The sequence below is a fragment of the Pseudoalteromonas prydzensis genome (assembly GCF_011050055.1).
Taxonomy (GTDB): Bacteria; Pseudomonadota; Gammaproteobacteria; order Enterobacterales; family Alteromonadaceae; genus Pseudoalteromonas; species Pseudoalteromonas prydzensis_A.
Genome location: NZ_DRGM01000167.1, coordinates 97408 through 122680, shown reverse-complemented (window position 1 = coordinate 122680; position 25273 = coordinate 97408). Strand labels below are relative to the sequence as shown.

Sequence of the window (25273 nt, the reverse complement as noted above, 5' to 3'; positions counted from 1 at the left end):
AAAGCCCTTAGTATTTAACTAAGGGCTTTTTATCGTTAGAGCCATTTAAAGTCATAGTTGGCTATTTCAATATAGCTAAAATGTTATTTTATAGTTGCTACTACGTCTCTTACCACAGGCTCAAGACCTTTCAATCCCCATTGTTTACCTGTTTCAATTGCTTCTTCAATTGGCTGGTTAAGCTCTGTTGCGTTATAAAGTGCAATCAGTGCCCCAACTCGATTACCACTTGCACAATGCAGTAATGTTGGGCTCTCAGATACATGTGCTAATAATTGCTGTAGCTTTTTTGCATTTTCAATATTGATATCGGCTTTTGATGAAATGGGCAGTGAAAAGTATTGCAGTCCTAGATTGGTCACTAAAGCCTGTTCATCCCAATTATTTTCTCCGTCGCCGCGTAGATTAATCACATACTTTATACCTTGCTCTGCAAGCTGCTGAAACTGCTCCTTACTAGGCTGTCCTGCGGTATAAATGTGTTGTTGCGGGTTTGCATAATTAGTTAAGGCAATGGACTTTATTTCTGCTGATGCGGGTGGCTGCGCATAACTCGTTATGCTAATCAAAGAGCATGCAAAGGTGATAATAAAAAATACTATTTTCATAATCTTAGATCTCGTTGAAGTTGCGAGTGATGTAGCCATTATAATAAGTAGTTACTATATTATTAAACCAGATAGCTGAGTTTTTCAAATTCGTTAGGGATATTCAATAATAATGCCAGCAAAGGCTGGCATTATTTATCGGTCATTAAGGTGTGTAATAAATTGGTGAGCCAGGCCCTACAGGCAGACCAAATACAAACACCCATAAATAAAACAAAGCGACCCAACCGACAAAGAAAATCATACTGTAAGGCAGCATTGTTGCTACAAGTGTGCCTATTCCCATGTCTTTCTTATATTTAGTGGCAACCGCGAGGATCAAACCAAAATAACTCATCATTGGGGTGATCAAATTAGTGACTGAATCACCGATACGATAAGCCGCTTGAATGGTTTCTGGTGCGTAGCCTATCAGCATTAACATTGGCACAAAAATAGGGGCCGTGATCGCCCATTGTGCTGACGATGAGCCTAAACTTAGGTTAACAACTGCACACATTAATATAAACAATACAAACACTTCAGGGCCCGTTAGGCTTAACGCTTGCAGCATGGCTGCCCCGTTAATCGCCAAAATAGTGCCTAGGTTTGTCCATTTAAAAAACGCCACAAACTGCGCTGCAAAAAATACCAATACAATGTACATGCCCATCGAGCTCATACTCTTACTCATGGCGTTGATCACATCTTTGTCGTTTTTCATGCTACCAACAACGCGACCATAGACAAAACCTGGAATACCAAAGGTAATAAAGATAAATACCACGATCCCTTTTGAAAATGGCGAGTGGGCAAACTCCCCCGTTTCAGGATGACGCAAAATGCCATCGGCTGGAATAATGGTCCACGCTAGTAAGAGCGATACTAATAATAACGATACACCAGCCCATTTTAGGCCTGATTTTTCTTTGGCTGTTAAACTTTCAATATTATTTTCTGCCAGATCGGCGCTGGCCTCATCTGGGTTATATTTGCCTAATCGTGGCTCGACAATTTTTTCAGTGACCCAAGTACCTAATACTGCAATTAACAACACCGATATCATCATAAAATACCAGTTCGCTTCAGCGCCCACTTGATAAGTGGGGTCGATCATTTGCGCGGCCGGTGTGGTGATACCTGCAAGTAACGGGTCGATTGTGCCAAGTAATAAGTTGGCGCTATAACCACCCGATACACCGGCAAAAGCTGCGGCTAAGCCTGCGAGTGGATGACGGCCTAAACTGTGGAAGATCATAGCAGCTAGCGGAATGAGCACCACATAGCCAAGCTCTGATGCGGTATTCGATAATATAGCAGCCAATACCACCATAAAGGTAACTAAGCGTTTTGAGGCACCCATAACCATGCCACGCATTGCCGCAGATAATAGACCTGAATGCTCAGCGACGCTGACACCTAATAAAGCGACAAGTACGGTGCCTAACGGGGCAAAGCTAGTAAAGTTAGTAACAAGGCCTGTTACTATCCGTTGTAATCCCTCTGCACTTAGTAGGCTGACAACTTCAATAACGCCATCAGGCTCACGACCTGCGGAGCCAACCGGGCGAGGATCAATCGCACTTAAGCCAAACCAATCAGCGACGCCACTGAATAAAATAATCGCCACGCAAAATAGCGCAAATAAAGTGATAGGGTGGGGTAACATATTCCCCAAAAACTCAACAGACGCTAAAAATCGGTTAAATAACCCCGATGGTTTTGCTTCGTTTGTTGAGTTGGCGTTGTCGACGGCTTCTGACATTGCAAGACTCTCAAAATAATAAATTGCCGCAATCTATCATTTTTAAGGCTGAGTATCATCAATAAACGGTGGTTTACCATCTAGGTCCGACAAACTGTTATAACATCAAAGAGGCAATTAAATCATCTTGGATAATTTATAATCGTTGGCTACGTTAGCAATACCTAGCTATAGCTCATTGATTATATTTGCCAGCTTTTTAAGAAAGTCATCTTTGTGTTTTTCATGCTCATAATCGAGATGGTAAGTGTTATGAAAACCAAAGCTAAGTAGTACGCCACTGCCTTTAAGGTAAATTGTATAACCATCAATATCAGAAAATGCGGTTAATCCTTTATAATGTTTGCCATCTTCATTGGCATCGCCATGTTGAATAATTTGTTCATAAACCGACAATATCTGTTTTGTTTCGATATCATTTTTCATTGTTGCTCCTGTATAACGTTGTTCAGCCAATAATACGTAACTCAGCTATATTTAGTTTATACCATGTGCAAAGAATTGGTTGAAAAGTTAGCCGTTGTCGCAAATTTACAATTAGGCGAGTGGCTTGCCATGCTATGGTTTATTTATTTTAGGGATAATAATGATGAAATTTAAATATATTACGCTGCTCTTGGTCGTTTTTTGTTTTATAAGCTCTCACAACGTGTTGGCAAATGAAGAGGACTTAGTGTTAAAAGATCAACAAGGTGAGTTATTCGAGCTGAGCAAAATTGTTGGTAACAAACCTGTTTATTTGAAATTTTGGGCGACCTGGTGCAAACCGTGTATACAGCAGATGCCGCATTTTCAACATGCTTATGAACAATATGGGGATACTATTGATACCATAGCAATCAATATTGATCTCAATGACGACCCCGCTGCAGTTACTGCGGTGAAAAAACGCTTTAATTTAACCATGCCAATCATGACTGATCACACAGGTAAGGTTGCTCAACATTATCAGTTTATTGGTACACCTTTTCATGTGCTACTGGATAAAACGGGCAAAGTTATTTTCCAAGGACACGAGGCAGATAAAGCGCTCGATAATACATTACGGTTATTATCACATGATGGTGTGGTTGAAAAAACGCGCTTGTTAGATGAAGCCAACAAGCAGCGAGCTATCGCTTTAGATATTCCTGCACAAGGTTTAAAAGCGGTGCTCTTTACAGCAACCTGGTGTGATTGGTATTTAGCCGATACGCGCCCGGAAATGGCAAAGAATTGTGTCGCAGCCCAACAGCAAATGAATACTTTTGCTAAACAAGGGGTAGATAGTGAAGCAAGAATTAGCCAACTATGGACAGATCAAGCGGCTGTGACAGAATACAAAGAGAAGTTTAACGTGAGTCACCCTTTAACAATTGATTATGGTAATGATTTATTTATCAATAATGAAATCAGTAAAGTGCCGACATTATTGGTTTACAAAGACGGCAAAATAATAAATCGTATTACTGATTTCACAAGCTCAGTTAATCTACAAAATACACCATAATTTGCTTTGAAAACGCGCAGATCTAGCCTATGCTCTAGGCTCATTCATTAATGAGCTTAGAGCATGATAGATAAGGCGTTATTACTTAAAACTCGCGAATTATCAGATAGATTAATCGCCCTGCAAACACCGATCCGTATTTTAGATGCGATTAATTGGGATAAAAGCATAAAAGAAGAGTTTTTTAGGCAAAAATGCCAAAAGAACCCTTTGGTCGATAAAGCCTATTATCAGCAGCGTGATCTAGGGTTTGTCCCCAGTGAATTACGCCAAGCGTTCTCTGATTTAAACCGTAATATCATTAGCCAGCTCGGGCAACTCAACCCAATTACTCAGTATATGAGTAAAATGTGTGCTGAATATAAAACAGTTCTCACTATGCTTGAATATCGTGGCACCGCAGAGTTTCATGATTTGTCGGTAGAATTGTTTGGTCACCCTAAAGATCTTTTTCACGCGGGTGAACCATCGTTGTCAGAGCTTGCAAATATGCTCGAACTGCCACTTAAGAACCTGCTTGCTGCGGACATTTTACCGGATGATCCAAAAAATATTGATGCCGATGCTGCGGTTAAAATTCTTGCGGAGCAAGTGAGCGTCAGCATGCCTGGTATCGATGTTGAAGTGATCATCAGTGACGGCATAGTCAGTGATGCCGCTGCAGGTGCAAACAATATCAAACTTAATCAAGATGTTAAATTTTCACAGCGTGAGCTCGATATTCTAGAAGTCCATGAAGGCTGGATCCATGTTGGCACCACGCAAAATGGGTTAGCACAACCTTATTTAACCTGTTTGAGTAAAGGCACGCCAAGTTCAACGGTGACCCAAGAAGGCCTTGCGGTATTGACGGAAATCATCACCCTAAAATCAACCCCACGGCGGTTAGCTAAGCTTGTTAATCGTATCCAAGCCGTTACTAAGGTAATAGACGGCGCTGAGTTTGTCGATATTTACCGTGACTATGTAGCGCAAGGATTAAGTAAAGATGAAAGTTACACCCTTGCGCAACGCGTTTTCCGTGGTAGTACTGCGACAGGTTTACCGTTTACTAAAGACATTGCTTATATCAAAGGTTTTGTGTTGGTGTATAACTTGATCCGTGTCGCCATTCAACTTGGCCGCATTGACCAACTGCCCCTGTTGCTCGTTGGTAAAATTTCAATTGATGACTTTAGGCTTATTTCACAGCTACATGATTTAGGCGTGATTGAAGATCCTAAGTTTGTGCCACCGCACTTTAAAGATCTACGCGGCTTAGCAACCTGGCTCAGTTTTGGTCGCTTTATAGGTAACCTGTCTTTTGAACAGTTAGAGAATGATTATAAGCCGCTATTTTTATAGCGATTATTTTCTATTTTAAGGCAATAAAAAACGCAGTTGGAATGAGCAACTGCGTTTTTGTATCACATAGCTAAGGACTTGATAAAATTAGTCAGCAAATGCATCTGCATTACGAAAGTTCAAGCGAACTAAGCCCTCTACTTGTTTTTGTAAGCAATAAACTTTTCAAGTTCGTTGATGTTATCAATAAATACATTACAGCCTACTCAAGTGCATCACGAATATCCGCACCACGCTTAATTGGCGGATTTGAATAGTACGCTTAGCTGTTTGGCTGACAACAAAATCAACTTCACCGCTGTGGCTAAGTCAAAGCTGGACCTTCTTTTAGTTGGACGCAAAAACAGCTGCGTGTGGTGAAGTGCAAAATGTAAGGCAATGCGCTGCTAAGTGAACTGTACTGTGAAGTACGGCTCTACAGTGAAGCACCATTAATGACGCGCCACTATAATAAAACCAGTGTTTACTTTCTGAAATAGAAAGATCAAACAAGTAAAGACGGTTTTTTATTTTGTCGATAAGTAATATTAATCATTATAAGTCTCTGGTTTATAATAGGTCTTATAAATAGTCATAATTCGTGCAGCTACTTCAGGTTGAAAACTAGCATAGTGATACTGCTTGATGGGTTGGTGCATTTTAGCACTTTGCATGAGTGCATCTATTTGCTCAATCACTTCAGCGCCAACTTGGGTTCTGCTACAGGCAAAGTAGCCGCTATTGAACTCTGGGTATTCTATGATCTCACGGCTATCTAGTTCAGCATATTGCTGCGGTGTTAAAAAGTGTTTAACACTCATGTCATAGTCAATGATCATATCAACACGCTTGTGTAAGAGTAGTTTTGCTAAACGGGAAAAATCACCTGCACCAATTATGGGCATGATTTGATGTTGGTACATGGCCAGCATGCTATCAAGTTCTTGATAACTAGTAGATGTAAGAGTGGCAAAGGTGTACTTATTTGCGAGTAACTTTGAAATTGAAACTTGTTCAGGCAAATCCTTAAGCGTTTCTTTTAACCCAAATACTCTGCGTTGTAGGAACATAGAAGAAGGCATCGCAGAGAAAATAAATTGCTTTTCGCGCTGAGTTGTTTTCAATATGTTAAAACTACACACATTGGTTTGAGTTGATAGCTGCTTTAGCATCCGAGCGGCATTGGTTGTGTATTGCTCTACTTTAAATTGATGGCTGAGTGCTTGCGTAAAAGCAGCAAGGTAGCGTTCATCAGCAATAGATTTTTCTTCTTCGGTGAGAAAATATTCATAAGATAAAAAAGTAACAGCTTGCTTTGCATAGGCAAGGCTCGGCAGCATAAAAGCCAAGTAAATCAGTAGCAGAATTTTCATACAAGTTCCTTTTAGTTATTATTAAAATAACAAGAAACTTTAATTTTGTCTTTTAAAAAAAGCCCTTGCGGGCTTTATATAATTAATTAACGTGCATTGGTACTTTCGAAAATTTTATCGGCAGAGGCTGCAACAAAGCCTGTGTAAAGCTCGCCATCAGCTTTTGCATAACGCAGGGCAAATTCATAAAAGCAGCTTGGTACCGTCATTTTTACATCACTAAATTCAACAGCAAAATCATCCGCAAGTGTTGATGACTGTTCAAGTAGCACCTCTGGTGAACCTTTCACTTCGCCACCTGAGGTATTAAGTGCAAAACCGGCATCTTTAAGTGCTTGGTTTACAGCTTCAATATTATCAAACTTTGCCAGTTCATTAATACTCACAGTAAAGTGATTGGCACGGTAACCCCATGCTGACATCCATGCCGCATATTCACTTTCAGCAAGCAGCTTTTTATAAGTGTCGGTGCTAACCTGCCAGTGAGTACCTGAATATAAAAAGTTATCAGCAGTCACCGCTGCCGCATCGATATTCGCGACCATATCATTGACGATTGCTTGTAGCTCTGGTGAGCATTGCTCAACTAAAAGTTCTGAAATGAACACTTTTGGCTGTGTAGGATCGCTATGTTCATAATGTTTAGCGTAAAGCTTTTTAGCTTCAAAGTGATATTCGCCACATTCTTTATAGCCAACGGCTAAGAAGTGCGCGGCAAGTTTTTCAAGCCCAATTTTTTCATGGTTAAATGTTCTTAATGCAATGTGATCATTAATTACATCATTTTTTTGCGTTGAACCGAGTAATTCATGAACCTTAACAGCAGAAGGCGTAACGGATAAATAATTTTGCCATAGGTTGTCAAATAGGGCATTTACATCTGTGTGCATTTTTAATTCCTTAATTTGGTTAAAATGGTTGTAGCCATTTAGTCATTATTCAATGATTAAGCCCGGCGCGAGGGTCTCTGGTAAATTTACTTTGTCTGCTTCAACGGAGGCAACAGGGTATGAACAGTAATCCGCGGCGTAATAGGCGCTTGCTCTGTGATTACCACTGGCACCAATACCACCAAATGGCGCAGCGCTCGATGCACCCGTGATAGGGCGGTTCCAATTAACAATGCCAGCACGAATACGCTTTAAAAAGTGCTGATAATCATCGCTTGAGTCACTCAATAGACCTGCTGATAGGCCAAACGAGGTATTGTTGGCTTCATCAATGGCATGGTCAAATTCAGTGTAGCGGTACACTTTTATTAGTGGTCCAAAGTGCTCTTCATCTGGAATGCCTGTCACGTTGCTTACATCAATGATACCAGGGCTTACAAAGCCAGTGCCTAGTTTTAAGTGCTTTAGCTCAACCAGTGATTTAGCACCCATATCGAGTAATTGCTGTTGTGCGCTAACCATACCAAGGGCGGCTTTTTCGCTGATCATCGCGCCCATAAAAGGCTGCTCATCGCTAAAGCTATCAGCAATTTTAATATTCTTAGTGGCGCTGATGAGTTTGGCTAAAATAGCATCGCCATTTGCTGTGTTTTCAATAAAGACACGCCGAGCACAGGTGCAACGTTGCCCTGAGGTAATAAAGCCAGATTGAATAATATCGTGTACCGCAGCGTTGATATCCGCCACATCTTTGATGATCAGTGGATTATTGCCGCCCATTTCTAAGGCGAGAATTTTGCCTGGATGCCCTGCAAATTGCTTGTGCAGCAGGTGCCCTGTATTTGAACTACCGGTAAAAAATAAGCCATCAATACCTTGGTGGCTGGCAAGGGCAATACCGGTGTCAACTTCACCTTGAATGAGGTTGATCACACCCGCGGGTAAGCCTGCTTTTAGCCACAGCTCAAGCGTAAACTGCGCAACGTATGGGGTTAATTCTGACGGTTTAAATACCACAGTGTTACCCGCTAAAATTGCAGGGACTATATGACCGTTTGGTAAATGACCTGGAAAGTTGTACGGGCCAAATATCGCCACTACACCATGCGGTTTATGGCGAATAAACGCTTTGGCACCTGGCATAGGGTTTTCAGTGGTTCCTGTGCGTTCGTGATGGGCTTTAATTGAAATAGCCACTTTGCCGGCCATTGCACCCACTTCAGTGCGGGTTTCCCACAATGGTTTACCGGTTTCACGGGCAATGACTGTAGCAAATTCTTCGCTGTGCTCTTTTAACTGGGCAACAAAGTTTTCCAGCACAGTAATTCGCTCGCTAAGAGGTGTTTGTGCCCATGTGAATTGCGCTTGGCGCGCCGCTGCAATAGCATCATTCACTTGCTCTTTGCTGGCTGTTTTACCTTGCCAAATCGTTTCACCATTACTCGGATTAACCGAAGTAAAGTCGTGACCAAGGCCTCTTTGCCATTGGTTATTAATAAGTTGAGTTGTGGTACTCATAAGGCGATTCCTTAAGCAGATCACAGACGAAAGAATCGTGCTGCATCCCCTTGTTTTAATTTAAGTGCGTGTGCGACAGCGTGGCTGATCACTAAGGTATGCTTAGCATGATTGTAATGCGCGTGCTTGGTGAACGTGGCTCTAAAATCGCTGACGCCTTGGTTACATATCGCCAAGGTATCTGAGCTTTGTTCGTCAACATAATCGAGTTCACCAATAGAAATTGGGCACACCAGTGATTCACGAACGCTACGAATATTGCCGAGTTTGGCTTCGACAGTTGGCCCTGCATCAAATAAATCAACGTAGCCGCGGTGCTCAAAGCCTTCTTTTTCAAGTAGCTTGAGTGCGGGTTTAGTTTTCTCATGGACTTTGCCAATTACAGCTTGCGCTTTTTTACTCAATAGATTGGCGTAAATTGGGTATTTTGGCATCAATTCACTGATAAATACTTTATCGCCTAAACCGACAAGGTGATCAGCTTGTGGAAATTCGATACTAAAAAAGTGTTCTTCTAACCATTGCCAAAAAGGAGAGTGACCTTGCTCGTCACTCACACCACGCATTTCTGCGATGATAGTATCGGCAAAACGTTCACTGTGCTGAGCCATAAATAAAAACCGTGAGCGAGATAAAAAGCGCCCAGCCAGTCCTTTACGGCTATCTTCGCGTAAAAACAAGGTGCATATTTCAGAGCAACCGGTGTAATCATTACACATACTGAGAATATCAACGGTGTTATAGACGTTAAGCGTGCGTGAATGATGAACGGTTTTACCAAGGTGATAATGATATAAAGGAACTGTTAGGCCAACAGCAGCTTCAATGGCTGTTGTGCCAACCACTTCACCGGTTTGGCTATCTTCTAGAACAAATAAGTAGCTTTCATCCTGAGGTTGATTAATGTCTTTCGCAAAGCTACGCTCAGCGCGCTCAATTTTCTCAAGTAATAGGGCATCATTGACAGGTAATGAAGTAAAGCCATGACCAGATTCAATGGCTATTTGTTTGAGTGCATCAAAGTCACTGGCAGTGATAGGACGTAATACGTGCATTTAAAAGTGCTCCATTAGCGCCCAGCCAGGGCGCTAAATTAGATTAACCGTTTACAACATCCGCAACCGCTTTTTCAAAGCGTGCTAAGCCTTCTTTAATGTCTTCAATTGGGATCACTAATGAAGGTGTAAAACGAACTACATTGGTTCCTGCAACTAAGCTCATTAAGCCATGTTTAGTACTGGCCACTAAAAAGTCTCGTGCGCGTCCTGCAAATTTGCTGTTAAGAACCGCACCTAATAATAGACCTTTCCCGCGTACTTCGCTAAACACGTCGTATTGCGCGTTAATTGCATTTAAACCATCACGAAATAGTTGCTCGCGTTGTTTAACACCGGCAAGAACATCAGCAGTATTTACAGTATCAAATGCAGCTTCTGCTACCGCACATGCAAGTGGGTTACCGCCGTAGGTTGAACCATGCGTGCCAACTTTAAGGTGCTCAGCGATTGCGGCTGTGGTGATCATCGCACCAATAGGGAAACCACCACCGAGTGCTTTGGCTGTGGTTAAAATATCCGGTGTTACAGCTAACTCTTGGTATGCGTATAGTGAGCCGGTGCGGCCAACGCCCGTTTGTACTTCATCAAAGATAAGCAATGCATTGTGCTTATCACATAACGCACGCACGCCTTTGATAAACTCATTGGTTGGCGAGATGATGCCGCCTTCACCTTGCAGTGGCTCCATCATAACTGCACACGTTTTATCACTAATTAGTTTTTCAAATGCCGCTAAGTCGTTATAGTCACAGTGATCAATTGCTGCAGGTTTAGGGCCAAAACCATCAGAGTAAGCTGCTTGCCCACCCACTGTTACCGTAAAGAATGTACGGCCATGAAAGCCTTTATTGAAGGCGATGATTTGCGTTTTCTCTGCACCATAAACATCTAGCGCAAAACGACGTGCTAGCTTAAGTGCCGCTTCGTTTGCCTCTGCCCCAGAGTTGGCAAAGTAGACTTTATCGGCAAAAGTGGCATCGGTGATTTTTTTCGCTAAACGCAGTGCTGGCTCATTAGTCATCACATTTGATAAATGCCAAATTTTTTCGCCTTGCTCTTTAAGTGCGCCCACAAGCGCTGGGTGACAATGACCTAAACAGTTGACCGCAATACCACCGGCAAAGTCGATATACTCTTTGTCGTTTTGATCCCATACACGAGAGCCTTGACCACGAACTGGGATCACCTCTGATGGATTATAGTTTGGCACCATTACGTCGTTGAATAATTCTCTTGTTACTTGCATTTGTTACACCTAAATCTGGCTTAAAGTGAAAAAAGTGATATTGCATAAAAGGGGCTAATTAAGCCGTTATTAACCCGCAATAGATTGATTTAATAATTCTTATTGTCTGCTCCCGTTATTATCTTGGTTCGAAGTTTAAATTTGCAGTGCTATTTTGTGAAAAATGATTAAAATAAAATACAAAATAGTGAAGAGAATGACCAATATGATAACCCCTCAAGATGAAAAGCTACTTTCTATACTGCGTACTAACGCCAGAGCGAGTATTTCAGATCTGGCCAGAGTACTTAATTTATCGCGTTCGACGGTGCAAAGTAGAATGTTAAAGCTAGAAGAGACTGGGGTGATAAAGGGATACAGTGTTGACTACGGCGATGCGTATTTAACTGCCATGGTATCGGCCCATGTATCGATTAAGGTAAAGCAAAAACTAACCACTAAAACTAATTTAGAGCTTAAACAAATCGATGCCATTTCACAATTGTACGCTATTAGTGGTGAGTTTGATTTAATCGCTGTTGTACAAGCGCAGAATTTAGAAAAGCTCAGCCATTTACTCGATGATATTGGTAACTTAGATGGGGTTGAACGTACGACTTCCTCTGTTATTTTAGAAACAAAATTTAAACGCTAAGTTGACGATAAATACAGAATGTCATACTTTCTATGGTGACTAAACATATTTACGCACTACACTTATTATTGGCACTGGGTTTTCTTACTCGTTAATGTAATTATGATCCCGAACTTTATTGACGTTTTTATTTAATTTATATTTTTATAACGTTTTCCACGGGTAATTAATCATCATTAAGAATGTTCAGTCACTTGAATACAGGATCTTTATGGAAGAAAACTTATTAAATTCAGTTATTAAAATAACTAAAAACCGTGATGTAGATTCATTGGAATATAGCTTGATCTCGACCATCCAAGAATTCGTTGGCTGTTCGGAAATTGTAATTTATAAGGATTTAGACTTACACAGTGATTTAACCATTGAGCGCAGCATCTCGTTAAAAGTAATAAATGATAATCAGTTTGAGTGGGCACAACGTCAAGTGGTTGATTCCCCTGAGTCTGAACTGCTGTCGTGCTTGCGCTCAGCTTGCATTATTACTGTACAGTCAGCGGATGGCATAGAGAAACGTTGGTTGCCTATTTCTTTGCAAGATAAACCAATTGGCGTTATTGCTATTGTATGTAAAGGTTTAAAAAGTGCGGATCAGGTATTATTAAATGCTTTTTGTCGTATTTATGAAAATTATTTATTTATCTTGCACGAAAATGAACGGGACCAACTGACTGGTTTGTTAAATAGGCAAACATTTGATAAAAAAATAAAACAGCTAATTGAAAAGCAAGTAATCAAACAGCATAAGACGGTTAAAACGGATGAAAATCGCAAGCGTAAGCTCAGCTCAACATCTTGGCTGGCAATGCTTGATATTGATCATTTTAAAAAAATAAATGACAGTTTTGGTCATGTTTGTGGTGATGAAGTTTTATTGTTACTTGCACAAAAAATGCGTCATTTCCTGCGCTCTACAGATTTGATTTTTCGCTTCGGTGGTGAGGAATTTGTGATCGTGTTTGAACCTACCAATTTTGAGTGTATCGAAAAGAAAATGAATGAATTTATGGATATGATCAGAGATACTCATTTTCCATTTGTTGCGGATATGACCGTTAGTATAGGCATGTGTCGCATCAGTCCATACGATTTTCCAATTACTGTATTGGAAAATGCGGATAAGGCGCTTTATTACGCAAAGGAAAATGGTCGAAATAGGGTGTGCTTTTATGAACAGTTAATAGAGAATAACTTGATTGACTTAAACGATAAAAGCACGGATATAGATTTATTTTAATCTGACGCCTTTGTTCTTTTGTTAATGATAGTTTTTTTTACTTCATCTAGTTTAATAACATAGGCGTTACCGCCAATTCCTTTAAATTCTTCATCGGTGAATACAATGGTATTTTCATCATAAAAGGTAATCGCTTCTTTTTGAGTCACAATCCCTAAATCTATTCGCGATACGTCTGCTGAGAAAAACTTATCACCAGAAAAATTTTCAAATAACCAAATACTTGTTGAATCTAATAATACTAACTTTGTACGATCAGGACTCAGTGCCGCAGAGGTGATCCAACAAAGCTTTTCCATAGTGGTACAGGTTTTAAATGAGTCGATTAATTGCGCATCGAAATTAGCGGCATGATCGCCTACTTTATAGACATTGGTGATACCATCAAACGGCTCAGTGCGATTCTTAGTAAATAGGTATAAGTGGCGGCCAAACGCAACAAATGCTTCCAGATCAAAGTTACGTTGATCTGGTGCAACAGGACTACCATCTAGTTCAGGGTAGGTGAACTTAATGATTTCGGCTTCGGTAGTATTTCCTTTTATATCAATCGGGTTCTCGATTTTATAAATCGTCAGCCATTTCCGTTCTTGTTTATTATTACCAAAATCCCCTAAAAAGAAGTGCCCAAAATCATTCTGAGTCATATCTTCCCAGTCAATGTTTTTCGCATTAGTAACCAGTACTTCTTTGGCGATCGAGCCGTCTTCGTTGAGGCGATAGAGTTTTGGATCATCACCACTGTCATTTATTGCCCACAAGCGTTTGAATTTATCAAATTCGATCCCCGATATTTCTTTTAGTTTAGGATCAACACTGAGTTTCTTTTTGCTGTACAAGGTGTAAATTGACATACTGATAATGATCACCGCAGCTAAAATTGCCACTGTGATAAGAGAATAAAGACTTTTTTTGAGCATGGAAGGCTAAGGTTTGATACTAAGTTACTGAGTATTATTATCTATTTTGAATGTAATTTCTATGATCACAGGGTAATAAAGGTTCATTATCAGCGATGATGCATGGGTTGTTATAAATTGTGTATCTGTTACTTTAATAACTAATTGGTTTCATCTTTGCTGATTATATGCTGGCCGCTTAAAATTGGGTTGTAGTAAGCGGGCATTGTAAGTTGAGTTGTGTCGGTATCAAATGCTCTGATCGTGATACTCGATTGCTGTGGATTAATAGTAGTGACTTCATGCCATAACAAAAAACAATGATAGCAATGAAGGTAATACTGAGTAAGCTAAAAGGGTAGCTATTCAATTAAACCACTTGCTGCCAATTGTATGAGTTTATTATTAAGTACAGTGGCTAGGCTAACTAACAAAACATTTCTTTAACAATAACATGGTAAGAGGAACTTTTATTTTTCTAAACGCCAGAGTGCTGGTGGTTGTCGAGTATTTACTCAACTTAAGTATTAAATAAATTCACTTTACCCCTGGCTATTTGTTAACTACTTTATAGTTCACAATTCAGACAGTCATTAAAACTTGGTTTAGTTCTTGCTCTTATTTTAATTGCTTATAACTAGATGAGTATTTGCAATTTTCTTGCACGCTTTCGGTGCAGTATTTATTTAATTGCACTGTCATAAAGCATCAATATAACTTTGTTTAACTAACAAACGTTATAAATACAATACAACCCCCTGCATATGTTGAGTAGTTGAGCACGGCACGGTGGCAAGGATTAATTAACCTTAAGGTTTAGTTGGAGCCCGCTATGTTAAGTAAACGATTTTTTAAAACCAAAAATGAAGCTGAAGTTACCTTTGAATTTCAGCACCCTCAGGCAGATCACGTGCAGTTGGTTGCTGAATTTACCGATTGGCAGCCTGTGGCGATGAAGTTTAATAAAAAGGAGCAGTGTTTTAAGCTAAAGCAGCGTTTACCCAATGATCAACAGTTTCATTTTCGGTATTTAGTCAATGGTACTATTTGGGACAACGATCATCACGCTGACGGATACATTGCAAACAGCTTTGGTACAGAGAATAGTATCGTTAATACACAACGTATTTAAGGCGCGGTTAATGGAGTCACTTTCACAGCTGTTTTATCTACACGGTATTGGCTATGAATACACTAAATATAACGGCGAACATGTTGTTTTTAGTAACGCAACCCGCAGTGCTGCACTGAGTTGCTGCGGTGTTGATGTTACTGATCCGGCACAAATTGATCACCTCAATATTCTCTTAGATGCGAATAAGTGGCTACAACTGGTGCCAAGTTGTAGTTTAGTTTGTGCTGAGCAACCAGCTGTTAAAGTGCGAGTTGATAAACGTATGTTAGCGCAGCAATGCACTGTTTCCTTTGCTGCTGTTGATTTACCTAGTGTCACACACTCATTAGCTGAGCTACATTGCTGTGGTGATTATGTATTTAATGAAATCACTTATCTCGAGCTTGTTTTTCCTTTGCCCACCTTGCCAATTGGCTATCTTGATGCGAATGTCCAAGTGGCTGATACCACACAGCAAACGCAACTGTGGGTAACGCCAAAGCATTGCTATCAAGTCGCGGATAAAAAGCAAAGCGGATTGTCTATTCAACTTTATAGTTTGAAAAATAAAGCTGAGCTAGGTGTGGGAGATTTTGCTGATTTATTAGCGCTGGTGCAGCAAGCAGCACAGCATAAGTTGGACTATATTTTATTAAACCCGCTACATTTATTATTTTGCCAGCAACCAGAGCGAGCAAGCCCCTACAGCCCCAATAGCCGTGCGTTATTAAATCCGTTATATATAGCCATTGATTTATGCGCTGACAGCACACATAACCTTGCGCTTGAGCACTACTTACAAAGCGCTGTCGCAACTGAGTTTAAACAGCGTACACACGACTTACACTATATTGATTACAGCGCAGTAAATCAGTTTAAGTACGCTGCATTTAAATTGTTGTATCAGCATTTTAAAAACCATGGCAGCGAACAACGCAAACAGCATTTTGGCGATTTTTGTCAGCAGCATGAAGCAACACTGTCCACTTTAAAGGTCAATGACACTGAATTTGCTAACTATTTACAGTGGCAAGCACATGTGCAATTAAAACAGTGTCAAACCAGTGCCCGAGAACATGGCATGAGCATAGGTTTGATCAACGATTTGGCGGTAGGATGTGCCGGTGACGGCAGTGAGTTTTTGAACCAACAGTCATTATTTACCGATTCGGCCTATATCGGAGCGCCACCCGATCCATGGGCTGAGCAAGGGCAAAATTGGGGATTACCCGCACTTAATCCAATTAAACTCAGTGATAACAATTTTAGTTACTACAAAGCGCTAATACATGCCAATATGGAGAACGTTGGTGGCTTACGTATTGATCACGTTATGGCAATTCGTCGCTTATGGTGGTGTTTTGATAACCAGCAGCAACAAGATGGTTGCTATGTTTATTACCCTTTTGAGTATTTGTTGGCCATACTCACCATTGAGTCACATTTAAATCAATGTATTGTCATTGGTGAAGATCTTGGCGTGGTTCCACCAGAGCTGAAAACTGCACTTGCAGATAAAGCAATTTTTTCAAATAGTTTATTTTACTTTGAAAAAGACTTTCAAGGTGAGTTTTTAACCGTGCAGTCATTTCCTGGCCAATCATTATTGATGGTTGCAAATCATGATGTACCGCCTTTCTTTGGTTGGTGGCAAGGACGTGATCTTACCTTAAAGCATGAATATAAGTTGCTAGACGAGCTGCAATTAACGCAACTGCAAGCAGAACGAAAAATTGAAAAACAGCGCTTACTGCGTTTTCTTTCAAGTTGTGCAGAGCACTCATTTTCGCTACACAGTGCTGCAGAAGACGTTTATCAAGCCGTCATATTAGGCTTAGCGCGTGCACCTGCGCGGTTATTTACAATCCAGTTAGATGACTTAGATCAGCAAACGTTACCAGTAAATATTCCGGGCACGGATCAAGAGTACCCGAATTGGCGTCGGGTATTAACGCATTCAAGTGAGCATATATTAACGCGCCATAGTGCATTCCTCAGTGCTATTAATTCCATAAGGACTAATTAAATGAACAGTCTTGTTCGTAAACCGGCAAAATTACAGCACTATGATCAACAAGTGGATGCGTTAAAACGTGGCTGCTTTAAAGACCCATTTAGCTTTTTAGGGTTACATGCAATTTCGGATACACACAGTGAAATCCGTTGTTATATGCCAGGCGCAACAAATCTAAGTATAAAACTGGCAAAGCAAACGCTGTGCTGTACGCGTTACCCTGACTCTGATTTATTCATTTTACAACTGAACAACAATGCTATCTCGGCTTACAAATTAGTTGTTGATTACAGCGATTGTCAGGTTATTTGTGAAGATGTTTATCGGTTTGAAAGCAGCCTAGATGACAGTGCGATGTACTTGTTTAACGAAGGTACGCTGGAGCATGCGTATCGTCATTTAGGCGCCCATTTTATTGAATTATCGGCTGTTAAAGGTGTACGTTTTAGCGTTTGGGCGCCCAATGCCAGTAGTGTTTCGGTGATCGGTGAATTTAACCACTGGCAACGTAGTCAGCATTTTATGCGTTTTAACCCTGCTTCAGGCGTATGGGATCTATTTATTCCAGAGCTAGCACAAGGGCAATGTTACAAGTTTTCGATAACGACGCTTAGTGGCGAAGTGCTCGAAAAAGCAGATCCATTTGCCTTTAAAATGCAACAAGCTCCGGGCACTGCTTCCGTATTACAAACTCGTCCAGCGGCGATTGAATTGACTGATACAATGCGCGCGCAACGAACAAAACGCAATGCGGTAGATGCGCCGATCAGTATTTATGAAGTGCATTTAGGCTCTTGGCAACGCGAAGTAGGAGATCGTTACTTAAACTATCAAGAGTTAGCACAGCGGCTAATTAGCTATGTAACCGAACATGGTTTTACCCACATTCAACTTATGCCGATCAGCGAATTTCCATTTGATGGTTCTTGGGGCTATCAGCCAGTTGGCTTATTTGCAGCAACCAGTCGCTTTGGTGGTTTGGAAGATTTTCGCTATTTTGTAGAGCAATGTCACTTAGCAAACATTGGTTTATTGATCGATTGGGTGCCTGGGCATTTTCCAAGCGATCCCCATGGCTTACATCGTTTTGATGGCACACATTTATTTGAGCATGCAGATGCGCGGCAAGGTTTTCATCCTGATTGGAACACCTACATTTACAATTATGATCGCCCAGAAGTACGCAGTTTTTTAGTGGCAAATGCCATGTATTGGCTAGAAGAGTTTGCCATTGACGGCTTACGTGTCGATGCTGTGGCATCCATGTTATACCTTGATTATAGCCGTGAAGATGGACAGTGGATCCCTAATAAATATGGCGGCCGTGAAAACCTTGGTGCAATTGAATGCTTAAAACAAGTTAACTTACGAAGTTATGCCAATAACCCTGGCATTATGATGGTTGCTGAAGAATCTACGGCGTGGCCTGGGGTTACACGCCAAGTCGATCATAATGGTTTAGGGTTTGGTTATAAGTGGAACATGGGCTGGATGAATGACAGTTTACATTACATGCAACGTGACCCTTTATATCGCCAACATCATCATCACGAATTAACGTTTTCGATGGTGTATGCCTACAGTGAAAACTATATTTTGCCATTAAGCCATGATGAAGTAGTGCATGGTAAAGGTTCTCTAATTGAAAAAATGCCGGGTGATGATTGGCAAAAATTTGCAAATTTACGCGCTTACTATGCATTTATGTGGGCGCATCCGGGGAAAAAGCTGCTGTTTATGGGCAGTGAAATAGCACAACGAAATGAATGGGATCACGACCAGTCAATTGATTGGCATTTGCTTGAACATATCTCTCATCAAGGTGTGCAGCGAACGATTACCTTGCTCAATAACATTTACCGTTCTGAAGGTGCGCTGCATCAGTTGGACACCGATCCTGCTGGTTTTAGTTGGATAGATAACCACAATGCCCAACAGAGTATTTTTAGTTTTATTCGTTTTGCTAAAAAAGCCAGCAATTATGTGGTTGTGATCAGCAATTTAACGCCAACTGTTCATCATGACTATTGCATTGGTGTGCCAACGGCTGGTGAGTTTGAAGTAATTTTAAATACTGATGATGAGCAACTGTTTGGCTCTGGCGTGCGTGTATTTGCTCAAGCTAATAAAACAATCTCAAGTCAACCAATAGCAAGTCATGGCCTGCAACACAGTATCAAGATCTCATTACCAGCGCTTGCGACCGTTTACTTAAAAAAGGTGCCTGATGGGTCTATCAATAGAATTAAATAAAGGCTATGTCTCACCACTTGGTGCGAGCGTACTAGCAGACGGCGTTAATTTTGCTGTCTATGCACCCTTGGCTAAACAGTTGTATGTGTGTTTATTTGATAGCAGTGGTCACACTGAAGTTTTAAAATTGGCAATGAAGAATAATGAAGGTGGCATATGGAGTTTGCATATCGCGCCGCTTGCTGTGGGTACTTTATACGGCTATCGCGCTGAAGGTGAATACCAACCGAAAAAAGGACTGTTTTTTAATAGTCAAAAATTATTAATTGACCCTTATGCAAAAGACTTGTTTGGTGAATTTACATGGAGTGAGCGCCACTATGGGCAAATGCCAATTGGCACTTTAAGTACAGTGAATAACGCCATTGATATTCCTAAATCTAGAGTCGCTCAGTTGCTGCCTTATCAAGGTCAAAAACCCGCTCATAGCTGGGCTAAAACGGTTATTTACGAATGCCACGTAAAAGGCGCAACAGCACGTCATCCGGGTATTCCCGCCCAATTACAAGGTACATACTTAGGCTTGAGTCACCCGTGTTTTATCGAGCATTTACACTCACTTGGTATCACTACGTTAGAGCTGTTACCAGTGCATAGTTTTATTAGTGAACAGTTTTTAACCGCTAAAGGCCTGCAAAACTACTGGGGTTACAATACGTTAAACTTTTTCACCCCACATAAAGATTACTTAGTGACGGATGAAATAGCTGAATTTCAACAAATGGTCACTAAATTACATGAAGCGGGTATCGAAGTTATTTTGGATGTGGTTTACAACCATACCGCTGAGGCTGGCAGTGATGGTGCAATTCTGTCTTGGCGTGGTTTAAATAATTCTGGTTACTACCGTACTGTGAAAGATGATCCTGCGGTGTATATTAACGATACCGGCTGCGGTAATACCTTAAATATTGACGATCCATTTAGTTTGAAAATGGTCCTTGATAGCCTGCGTTATTGGGTTGAAATAATGGGCGTGGATGGTTTTAGGTTCGACCTTGCCACTATTTTAGGACGCACTGCACATGGTTTTAGCCAAACTCATAGTTTTTTACAAGCCATTAATCAAGATCCCATCTTAAGCCAAGTAAAGCTCATCGCAGAGCCGTGGGATATCGGCCCAGGTGGCTATCAGCTTGGTGCTTTCCCAGCGCCGTGGCGCGAATGGAATGACAAATACCGCGATGTTGTTCGGCGTTTTTGGCAAGGCCAACAGAATATGTTGGCTGAGCTTGCAAAACGCTTACATGGCTCATTTGATTTGTTTGATCATAATCACCGAGGGCCACTAAATAGCATTAATTTTATTACCAGCCATGACGGTTTCACATTAACCGACTTGGTCAGCTACGAACAAAAGCATAATGAAGCAAATGGCGAACACAACCGTGATGGTCATAGCGCTAATTATTCATTTAACTGCGGCTTTGAAGGCTTTACCGATGATGCAAAAATTACCGCCTTGCGTTTGCAACAGCAAAAAAACTTGTTACTAACCTTATTGCTTTCGAAAGGGGTGCCCATGCTGTCTTCTGGCAGCGAAATGGGGCATTCGCAAGGAGGCAATAATAACGCTTATTGCCAAAATAACCGCACTGGTTGGCTGGCATGGAAAGACTCACAACGCAGCCACAGCCTAACCCGTTTTATTGACGATGTATTAAGCATAAGAAAGCAGCATTGTGTATTTAAACACAGTGTATTTTTACATGATAGCGATAAACGTTTTGCCGTTGATTGGTATACCGAGCAAAGTAAAGCGATGCAAGAAAGTGATTGGCATGATGGTTCGAAACAATTTTTGATGTATAGCTTAACAGACACGCAGTTAAATACCGCTTTACTGATTATTTTAAACGCCAGTAATGTGGCGGTTAAATGCCAATTACCGGCGCTTGATAGCTCGCCAGGGTGGCGTTTAGCGCTCAGCAGTGTTGCGCAAGCAGAGTTTAAGAATCAAGAACAGTTTGAGGTTGCTGCACAAAGCAGTTGGGTTTTTACAGGCAATTTAGAGGATCAAGGACATGGCTAATAACGGTGAACAAATATGTGTTGCAAAAAGCTGGCAAGATGCCCCTTTAATCGATGAAAGTACGCTTGAAGATGATTTATCTCGCCATTTCTATTATACCCTTGGCCGCGATAAAGTCGGAAAATCGCAACTGTATTTATATAACGCCTTAGCGCTGACTATTCGTGATCGATTAGTCGCCCGATGTCGTGCAACAAAGCAGCAAATACACAGTGAAAAGCGCCGCAAAGCAGCGTATATATCACTGGAGTTTTTAATGGGCCGCGCACTGGGTAATGCTATTTTAAATTTAGATTTAGATGAGCAAGTTAAGCAAGCGCTCAATACTTATTGTGCTCAAATAGAAGATGTTGCAGATGCAGAGCACGATGCTGGGCTTGGTAACGGTGGTTTAGGGCGCTTAGCAGCTTGCTTTTTAGACAGTTGTGCAAGCTTAGCATTACCCGTTACGGGTTATGGTATTCGTTATGAATACGGCATGTTTAATCAATCAATTGAAAATGGTCATCAAATAGAGCAACCTGATAATTGGTTACGTGAAGGACACCCATGGGAGCTTAGTGCGCCAGAGCAAGCCAAGCGAGTTAAGTTTTTTGGCCATGTTGAAAGCTATACCGATAAGCACGGCCGCGTTCATCGTCAATGGTTAGACACTGAAGATGTATTGGCTGTACCTTATGATGTGCCAATTCCAGGCTATAAAAATGACATTGTGAATACGCTACGGCTTTGGAAATCAGAAGCCACGGATGAGTTTGATTTAGGTGAATTTAATGCCGGTAGCTACTCAGAGGCTGTGGCACATAAAAACCTTGCTGAACAAATTACCATGGTGCTTTATCCAAATGATAGCAGTGAAAATGGCAAAGAATTACGCCTCAGACAGCAATACTTTTTATCATCAGCAAGTTTGCAAGATATTGTTGCTGTGTGGGTCTCCCGACATGGTGAAGACTTTAGCGAGTTTGCTGAATTTCATGTTTTTCAACTCAACGATACTCATCCTAGCATCGCGGTTGCTGAATTAATGCGCTTACTGATTGATGATTATGACTTAGATTGGGATGCAGCATGGCAGATCACCACAACTACCATGGCGTACACTAATCACACATTACTCCCTGAAGCCTTAGAAAAATGGTCAGTGTCGTTATTTGCACGGTTACTACCGCGTATTTTAGAAATCATTTATGAGATCAACGCGCGTTTTCTGGCGCAAGTTGCCTTGGCATGGCCAGGTGATGTTGCAAAGCAACAAGCCTTATCGCTAATCGAAGAAGGCCAAGATCCACAAGTAAGAATGGCGTATTTAGCCATTGTCGGCAGTTTTTCGGTAAACGGCGTTGCTGCACTGCACACTGAATTACTTAAAGAGGGTTTATTTAAAACCTTCTATGAGCTGTGGCCTGAAAAATTCAACAATAAAACCAATGGCGTTACGCCGCGCCGTTGGATAGCACACTGTAATCCAAAACTTACTCAGTTGATTGGGGAAAAAATAGGTCAAGATTGGGTTGGTGATTTTGCACAAATTAGTCAATTACGTCGTTATTACGATGATGTTAAATTTCACAAGCAATGGCAACAGGTTAAGCTTGAAAATAAACAGCGTTTAGTGGACTTAGTGAAAGCGCGTTGCGGCGTCGAATTTGATACCAGCATGTTATTCGATGTACAAGTAAAACGCATTCACGAATACAAACGCCAATTGTTAAATGTGCTGCATGTTATTCATTTATATGATCGTATTCGCCACGGTGACACCGACAATTTGGTACCGCGCTGTGTGCTATTAGGTGGCAAAGCGGCACCTGGCTATTACATGGCAAAACGCATTATTAAGCTTATTAATAACGTGGCAGATGTGATCAATAAAGATCCGTTGGCACGGCCGTTCTTAAGAGTCGCGTTTTTACCCAATTATAATGTCACAGCAATGGAAACGATTTGTCCTGCAACGGACTTATCAGAGCAAATTTCAACCGCGGGTAAAGAAGCTTCGGGCACCGGTAACATGAAGTTTATGATGAATGGCGCGCTGACGATTGGCACTTTAGATGGTGCCAATATAGAAATTCGCGATGCCGTTGGCGCTGATAATTTCTTTTTATTCGGCGCACAAGCTGAGCAAGTGGAGGGCATAAAACAAAGCTACAACCCATTGCATATTATTCATACCACGCCTGACTTACTCAATGTGATGCAGTTACTGGAAAGCGGTCACTTTAACTTATTTGAACCCGGTTTATTTGACGACATTATTGGCGCAATCAAAAGTCCTCACGACCCTTGGTTAGTTGCCCATGATTTTGACAGTTTTGTACAAGCACAACGGGCTGTTGAACACGCCTACCAAGATCAACAACACTGGACGCAAATGAGTATTTTAAATACCGCAGCCAGTGGCGTTTTTTCAAGTGATAGAACGATTGGCCAATACAGTGATGATATTTGGCATTTACAAGCATTAACAACATCTAAAATGGCCGACACAGCCACTAATAGCACAGATTAATACGGAGATAAATTATGCCAAGTTATGCAAATCGCTACATAAGTAGTCTGACACGAGAAACCTATGCACTCATTTTAGCAGGGGGACGAGGATCGCGTTTACATGAATTAACCAATTGGCGGGCAAAACCGGCGGTTTATTTTGGTGGCAAACATCGTATTATCGATTTCCCGCTATCAAATTGTATTAATTCAGGTATTCGTCGTGTCGGGATCGCCACTCAATATAAGTCTCACTCGTTAATTCGCCATGTTAATCGCGCCTGGGGCCACTTTAAAAAAGAGTTGGGCGAGTCTGTTGAAATTTTACCAGCATCACAACGCTACGGCGACGATTGGTATTGCGGGACTGCCGATGCCGTTTTTCAAAACATGGATATCATCCGCCATGAACTGCCAAAATATGTGATGATTTTATCAGGCGATCACGTCTATCGTATGGATTACGGTGGCTTATTAGCCAAACATGTAGAAACTGGCGCCGATATGACGGTATGTTGTATCGAAGTGCCGTGCGAAGAAGCCGCTGATACATTTGGCGTTATGACTGTAGACGAAGCCAAACGGGTGAAACGTTTTGATGAGAAACCCAAAATGCCCAGTTCTATCCCAGGCAAACCGGGAACATGCTTAGCATCAATGGGTAATTATGTGTTTAATACCGAGTTTTTATTTGAGCAGTTGAAAAAAGACGCTGAAAATGAAGGCTCAGGCCGTGATTTTGGCCATGATATAATTCCGGCAATTATTGAAGAGCATAATGTATTTGCTTTCCCATTTCGCGATCCCGGCCATGAAGGACAACCTTATTGGCGTGATGTAGGCACCCTTGATTCATTTTGGGAAGCAAACATGGAACTGGTAATGCCAGAGCCACAGTTAGATTTATATGACCCAACATGGCCAATTTGGACTTATCAGGAGCAACTGCCACCCGCGAAGTTTATTTTTGACAATGACGACAGACGCGGTATGGCCGTTGACTCAACGGTATCGGGGGGGTGTATTATTTCGGGCTCAGTGGTGAGAAAATCGTTATTGTTCTCCAATGTACATATTCGCTCATACTGCGTCATTGAAGAGTCAGTGATATTACCGGGTGCGATTATTCAACGTAATTGCCGTATTCGCCGTGCTATTATTGACCGCGGTTGTGAAGTGCCAGCCGGTGTTGAAATTGGCTTTGACCGTAAAGCAGATGAAGAAAATGGCTTTAGAGTATCTAAAAAGGGCATAGTGTTAGTAACCAGAGAAATGCTCACCGAGCTTTCAAAAAAGCTTGAACGTCTCGATCGTGAGAGTAAACAGTTAGCTTAAGTAGTAGGAA

General features: G+C 41.2%; 19 protein-coding genes. 10 read left to right on the top strand and 9 right to left on the bottom strand.

The features are described from left to right. Positions 1–83: 83 nt before the first annotated feature. The 3 genes from ENH88_RS16290 to ENH88_RS16280 form a co-directional block, all read right to left on the bottom strand. A complete protein-coding gene (locus ENH88_RS16290; RefSeq protein WP_304183781.1) occupies positions 84–608 on the bottom strand; it encodes a protein tyrosine phosphatase family protein in 525 nt (174 codons plus the stop codon). 145 nt (positions 609–753) lie between these two features. Beyond that, positions 754–2352, bottom strand: a complete 1599-nt coding sequence (locus ENH88_RS16285) for an AbgT family transporter (protein WP_304183780.1) — start codon at positions 2350–2352, stop codon at positions 754–756. A gap of 168 nt (positions 2353–2520) precedes the next feature. Next, positions 2521–2778, bottom strand: coding sequence for a DUF3081 domain-containing protein (locus ENH88_RS16280; protein ID WP_304183778.1), 258 nt, complete (start codon positions 2776–2778; stop codon positions 2521–2523). A 160-nt stretch (positions 2779–2938) separates the two neighbouring features. On the opposite strand from ENH88_RS16280, the gene ENH88_RS16275 reads away from it, so the two are divergent. Together ENH88_RS16275 and ENH88_RS16270 are read left to right on the top strand one after the other, a co-directional pair. Next, positions 2939–3841, top strand: a complete 903-nt coding sequence (locus ENH88_RS16275) for a redoxin family protein (protein WP_304183775.1) — start codon at positions 2939–2941, stop codon at positions 3839–3841. A gap of 63 nt (positions 3842–3904) precedes the next feature. Next, a complete protein-coding gene (locus ENH88_RS16270) occupies positions 3905–5185 on the top strand; it encodes a flavohemoglobin expression-modulating QEGLA motif protein (RefSeq protein WP_304183773.1) in 1281 nt (426 codons plus the stop codon). Between the two features lie 527 nt (positions 5186–5712). On the opposite strand, the gene ENH88_RS16265 is transcribed toward ENH88_RS16270, so the two are convergent. The 5 genes from ENH88_RS16265 to ENH88_RS16245 form a co-directional block, all read right to left on the bottom strand. Continuing rightward, on the bottom strand, positions 5713–6537 hold the full coding sequence (locus ENH88_RS16265) for a hypothetical protein (RefSeq protein ID WP_304183772.1): 825 nt from the start codon (positions 6535–6537) through the stop codon (positions 5713–5715). Positions 6538–6623: 86 nt separating this feature from the next. Further along, positions 6624–7427, bottom strand: a complete 804-nt coding sequence (locus tag ENH88_RS16260) for a DUF1338 domain-containing protein (RefSeq protein WP_304183770.1) — start codon at positions 7425–7427, stop codon at positions 6624–6626. A 45-nt stretch (positions 7428–7472) separates the two neighbouring features. Beyond that, positions 7473–8945, bottom strand: coding sequence for a succinylglutamate-semialdehyde dehydrogenase (gene astD, locus ENH88_RS16255; protein ID WP_304183769.1), 1473 nt, complete (start codon positions 8943–8945; stop codon positions 7473–7475). Between the two features lie 20 nt (positions 8946–8965). Further along, positions 8966–10000: an arginine N-succinyltransferase gene (gene astA, locus ENH88_RS16250; protein ID WP_304183768.1), complete on the bottom strand. Its 1035-nt coding sequence runs from the start codon at positions 9998–10000 to the stop codon at positions 8966–8968. 43 nt (positions 10001–10043) lie between these two features. Beyond that, positions 10044–11249: an aspartate aminotransferase family protein gene (locus ENH88_RS16245; protein ID WP_304183767.1), complete on the bottom strand. Its 1206-nt coding sequence runs from the start codon at positions 11247–11249 to the stop codon at positions 10044–10046. A 205-nt stretch (positions 11250–11454) separates the two neighbouring features. Here ENH88_RS16245 and ENH88_RS16240 point away from each other — a divergent pair, with 205 nt between their 5' ends. Together ENH88_RS16240 and ENH88_RS16235 are read left to right on the top strand one after the other, a co-directional pair. Further along, a complete protein-coding gene (locus ENH88_RS16240) occupies positions 11455–11883 on the top strand; it encodes an Lrp/AsnC family transcriptional regulator (RefSeq protein WP_304183870.1) in 429 nt (142 codons plus the stop codon). A gap of 211 nt (positions 11884–12094) precedes the next feature. Beyond that, positions 12095–13120, top strand: a complete 1026-nt coding sequence (locus tag ENH88_RS16235) for a GGDEF domain-containing protein (RefSeq protein WP_304183766.1) — start codon at positions 12095–12097, stop codon at positions 13118–13120. On the opposite strand, the gene ENH88_RS16230 is transcribed toward ENH88_RS16235, so the two are convergent. Then, positions 13117–14040, bottom strand: coding sequence for a hypothetical protein (locus tag ENH88_RS16230; protein ID WP_304183764.1), 924 nt, complete (start codon positions 14038–14040; stop codon positions 13117–13119). The genes ENH88_RS16235 and ENH88_RS16230 overlap by 4 nt on opposite strands. An 811-nt stretch (positions 14041–14851) precedes the next feature. On the opposite strand from ENH88_RS16230, the gene ENH88_RS16225 reads away from it, so the two are divergent. The 6 genes from ENH88_RS16225 to glgC are packed head-to-tail and all read left to right on the top strand — an operon-like array spanning position 14852 to position 25263. Then, complete coding sequence (locus tag ENH88_RS16225; RefSeq protein WP_304183762.1) at positions 14852–15151, top strand: isoamylase early set domain-containing protein; 300 nt, start codon at positions 14852–14854, stop codon at positions 15149–15151. 10 nt (positions 15152–15161) lie between these two features. Then, entirely contained in the window at positions 15162–17159 is a 1998-nt protein-coding gene (gene malQ, locus ENH88_RS16220; RefSeq protein ID WP_304183759.1) for a 4-alpha-glucanotransferase, read from the top strand. After that, the gene (gene glgB / locus ENH88_RS16215; protein ID WP_304183757.1) at positions 17160–19400 is read left to right on the top strand and encodes a 1,4-alpha-glucan branching protein GlgB; all 2241 of its coding nucleotides are present in this window, start codon (positions 17160–17162) and stop codon (positions 19398–19400) included. It begins immediately after the preceding gene. Continuing rightward, positions 19375–21432 carry a glycogen debranching protein GlgX gene (gene glgX / locus ENH88_RS16210; protein ID WP_304183756.1) on the top strand — a complete coding sequence of 686 codons (2058 nt, stop codon included), beginning with the start codon at positions 19375–19377 and terminating at the stop codon, positions 21430–21432. The genes glgB and glgX overlap by 26 nt, the downstream gene beginning before the upstream one ends. Beyond that, entirely contained in the window at positions 21425–23947 is a 2523-nt protein-coding gene (locus tag ENH88_RS16205; RefSeq protein WP_304183754.1) for a glycogen/starch/alpha-glucan phosphorylase, read from the top strand. The genes glgX and ENH88_RS16205 overlap by 8 nt, the downstream gene beginning before the upstream one ends. A gap of 14 nt (positions 23948–23961) precedes the next feature. Further along, positions 23962–25263: a glucose-1-phosphate adenylyltransferase gene (gene glgC / locus ENH88_RS16200; protein ID WP_304183753.1), complete on the top strand. Its 1302-nt coding sequence runs from the start codon at positions 23962–23964 to the stop codon at positions 25261–25263. Positions 25264–25273: the final 10 nt, after the last annotated feature.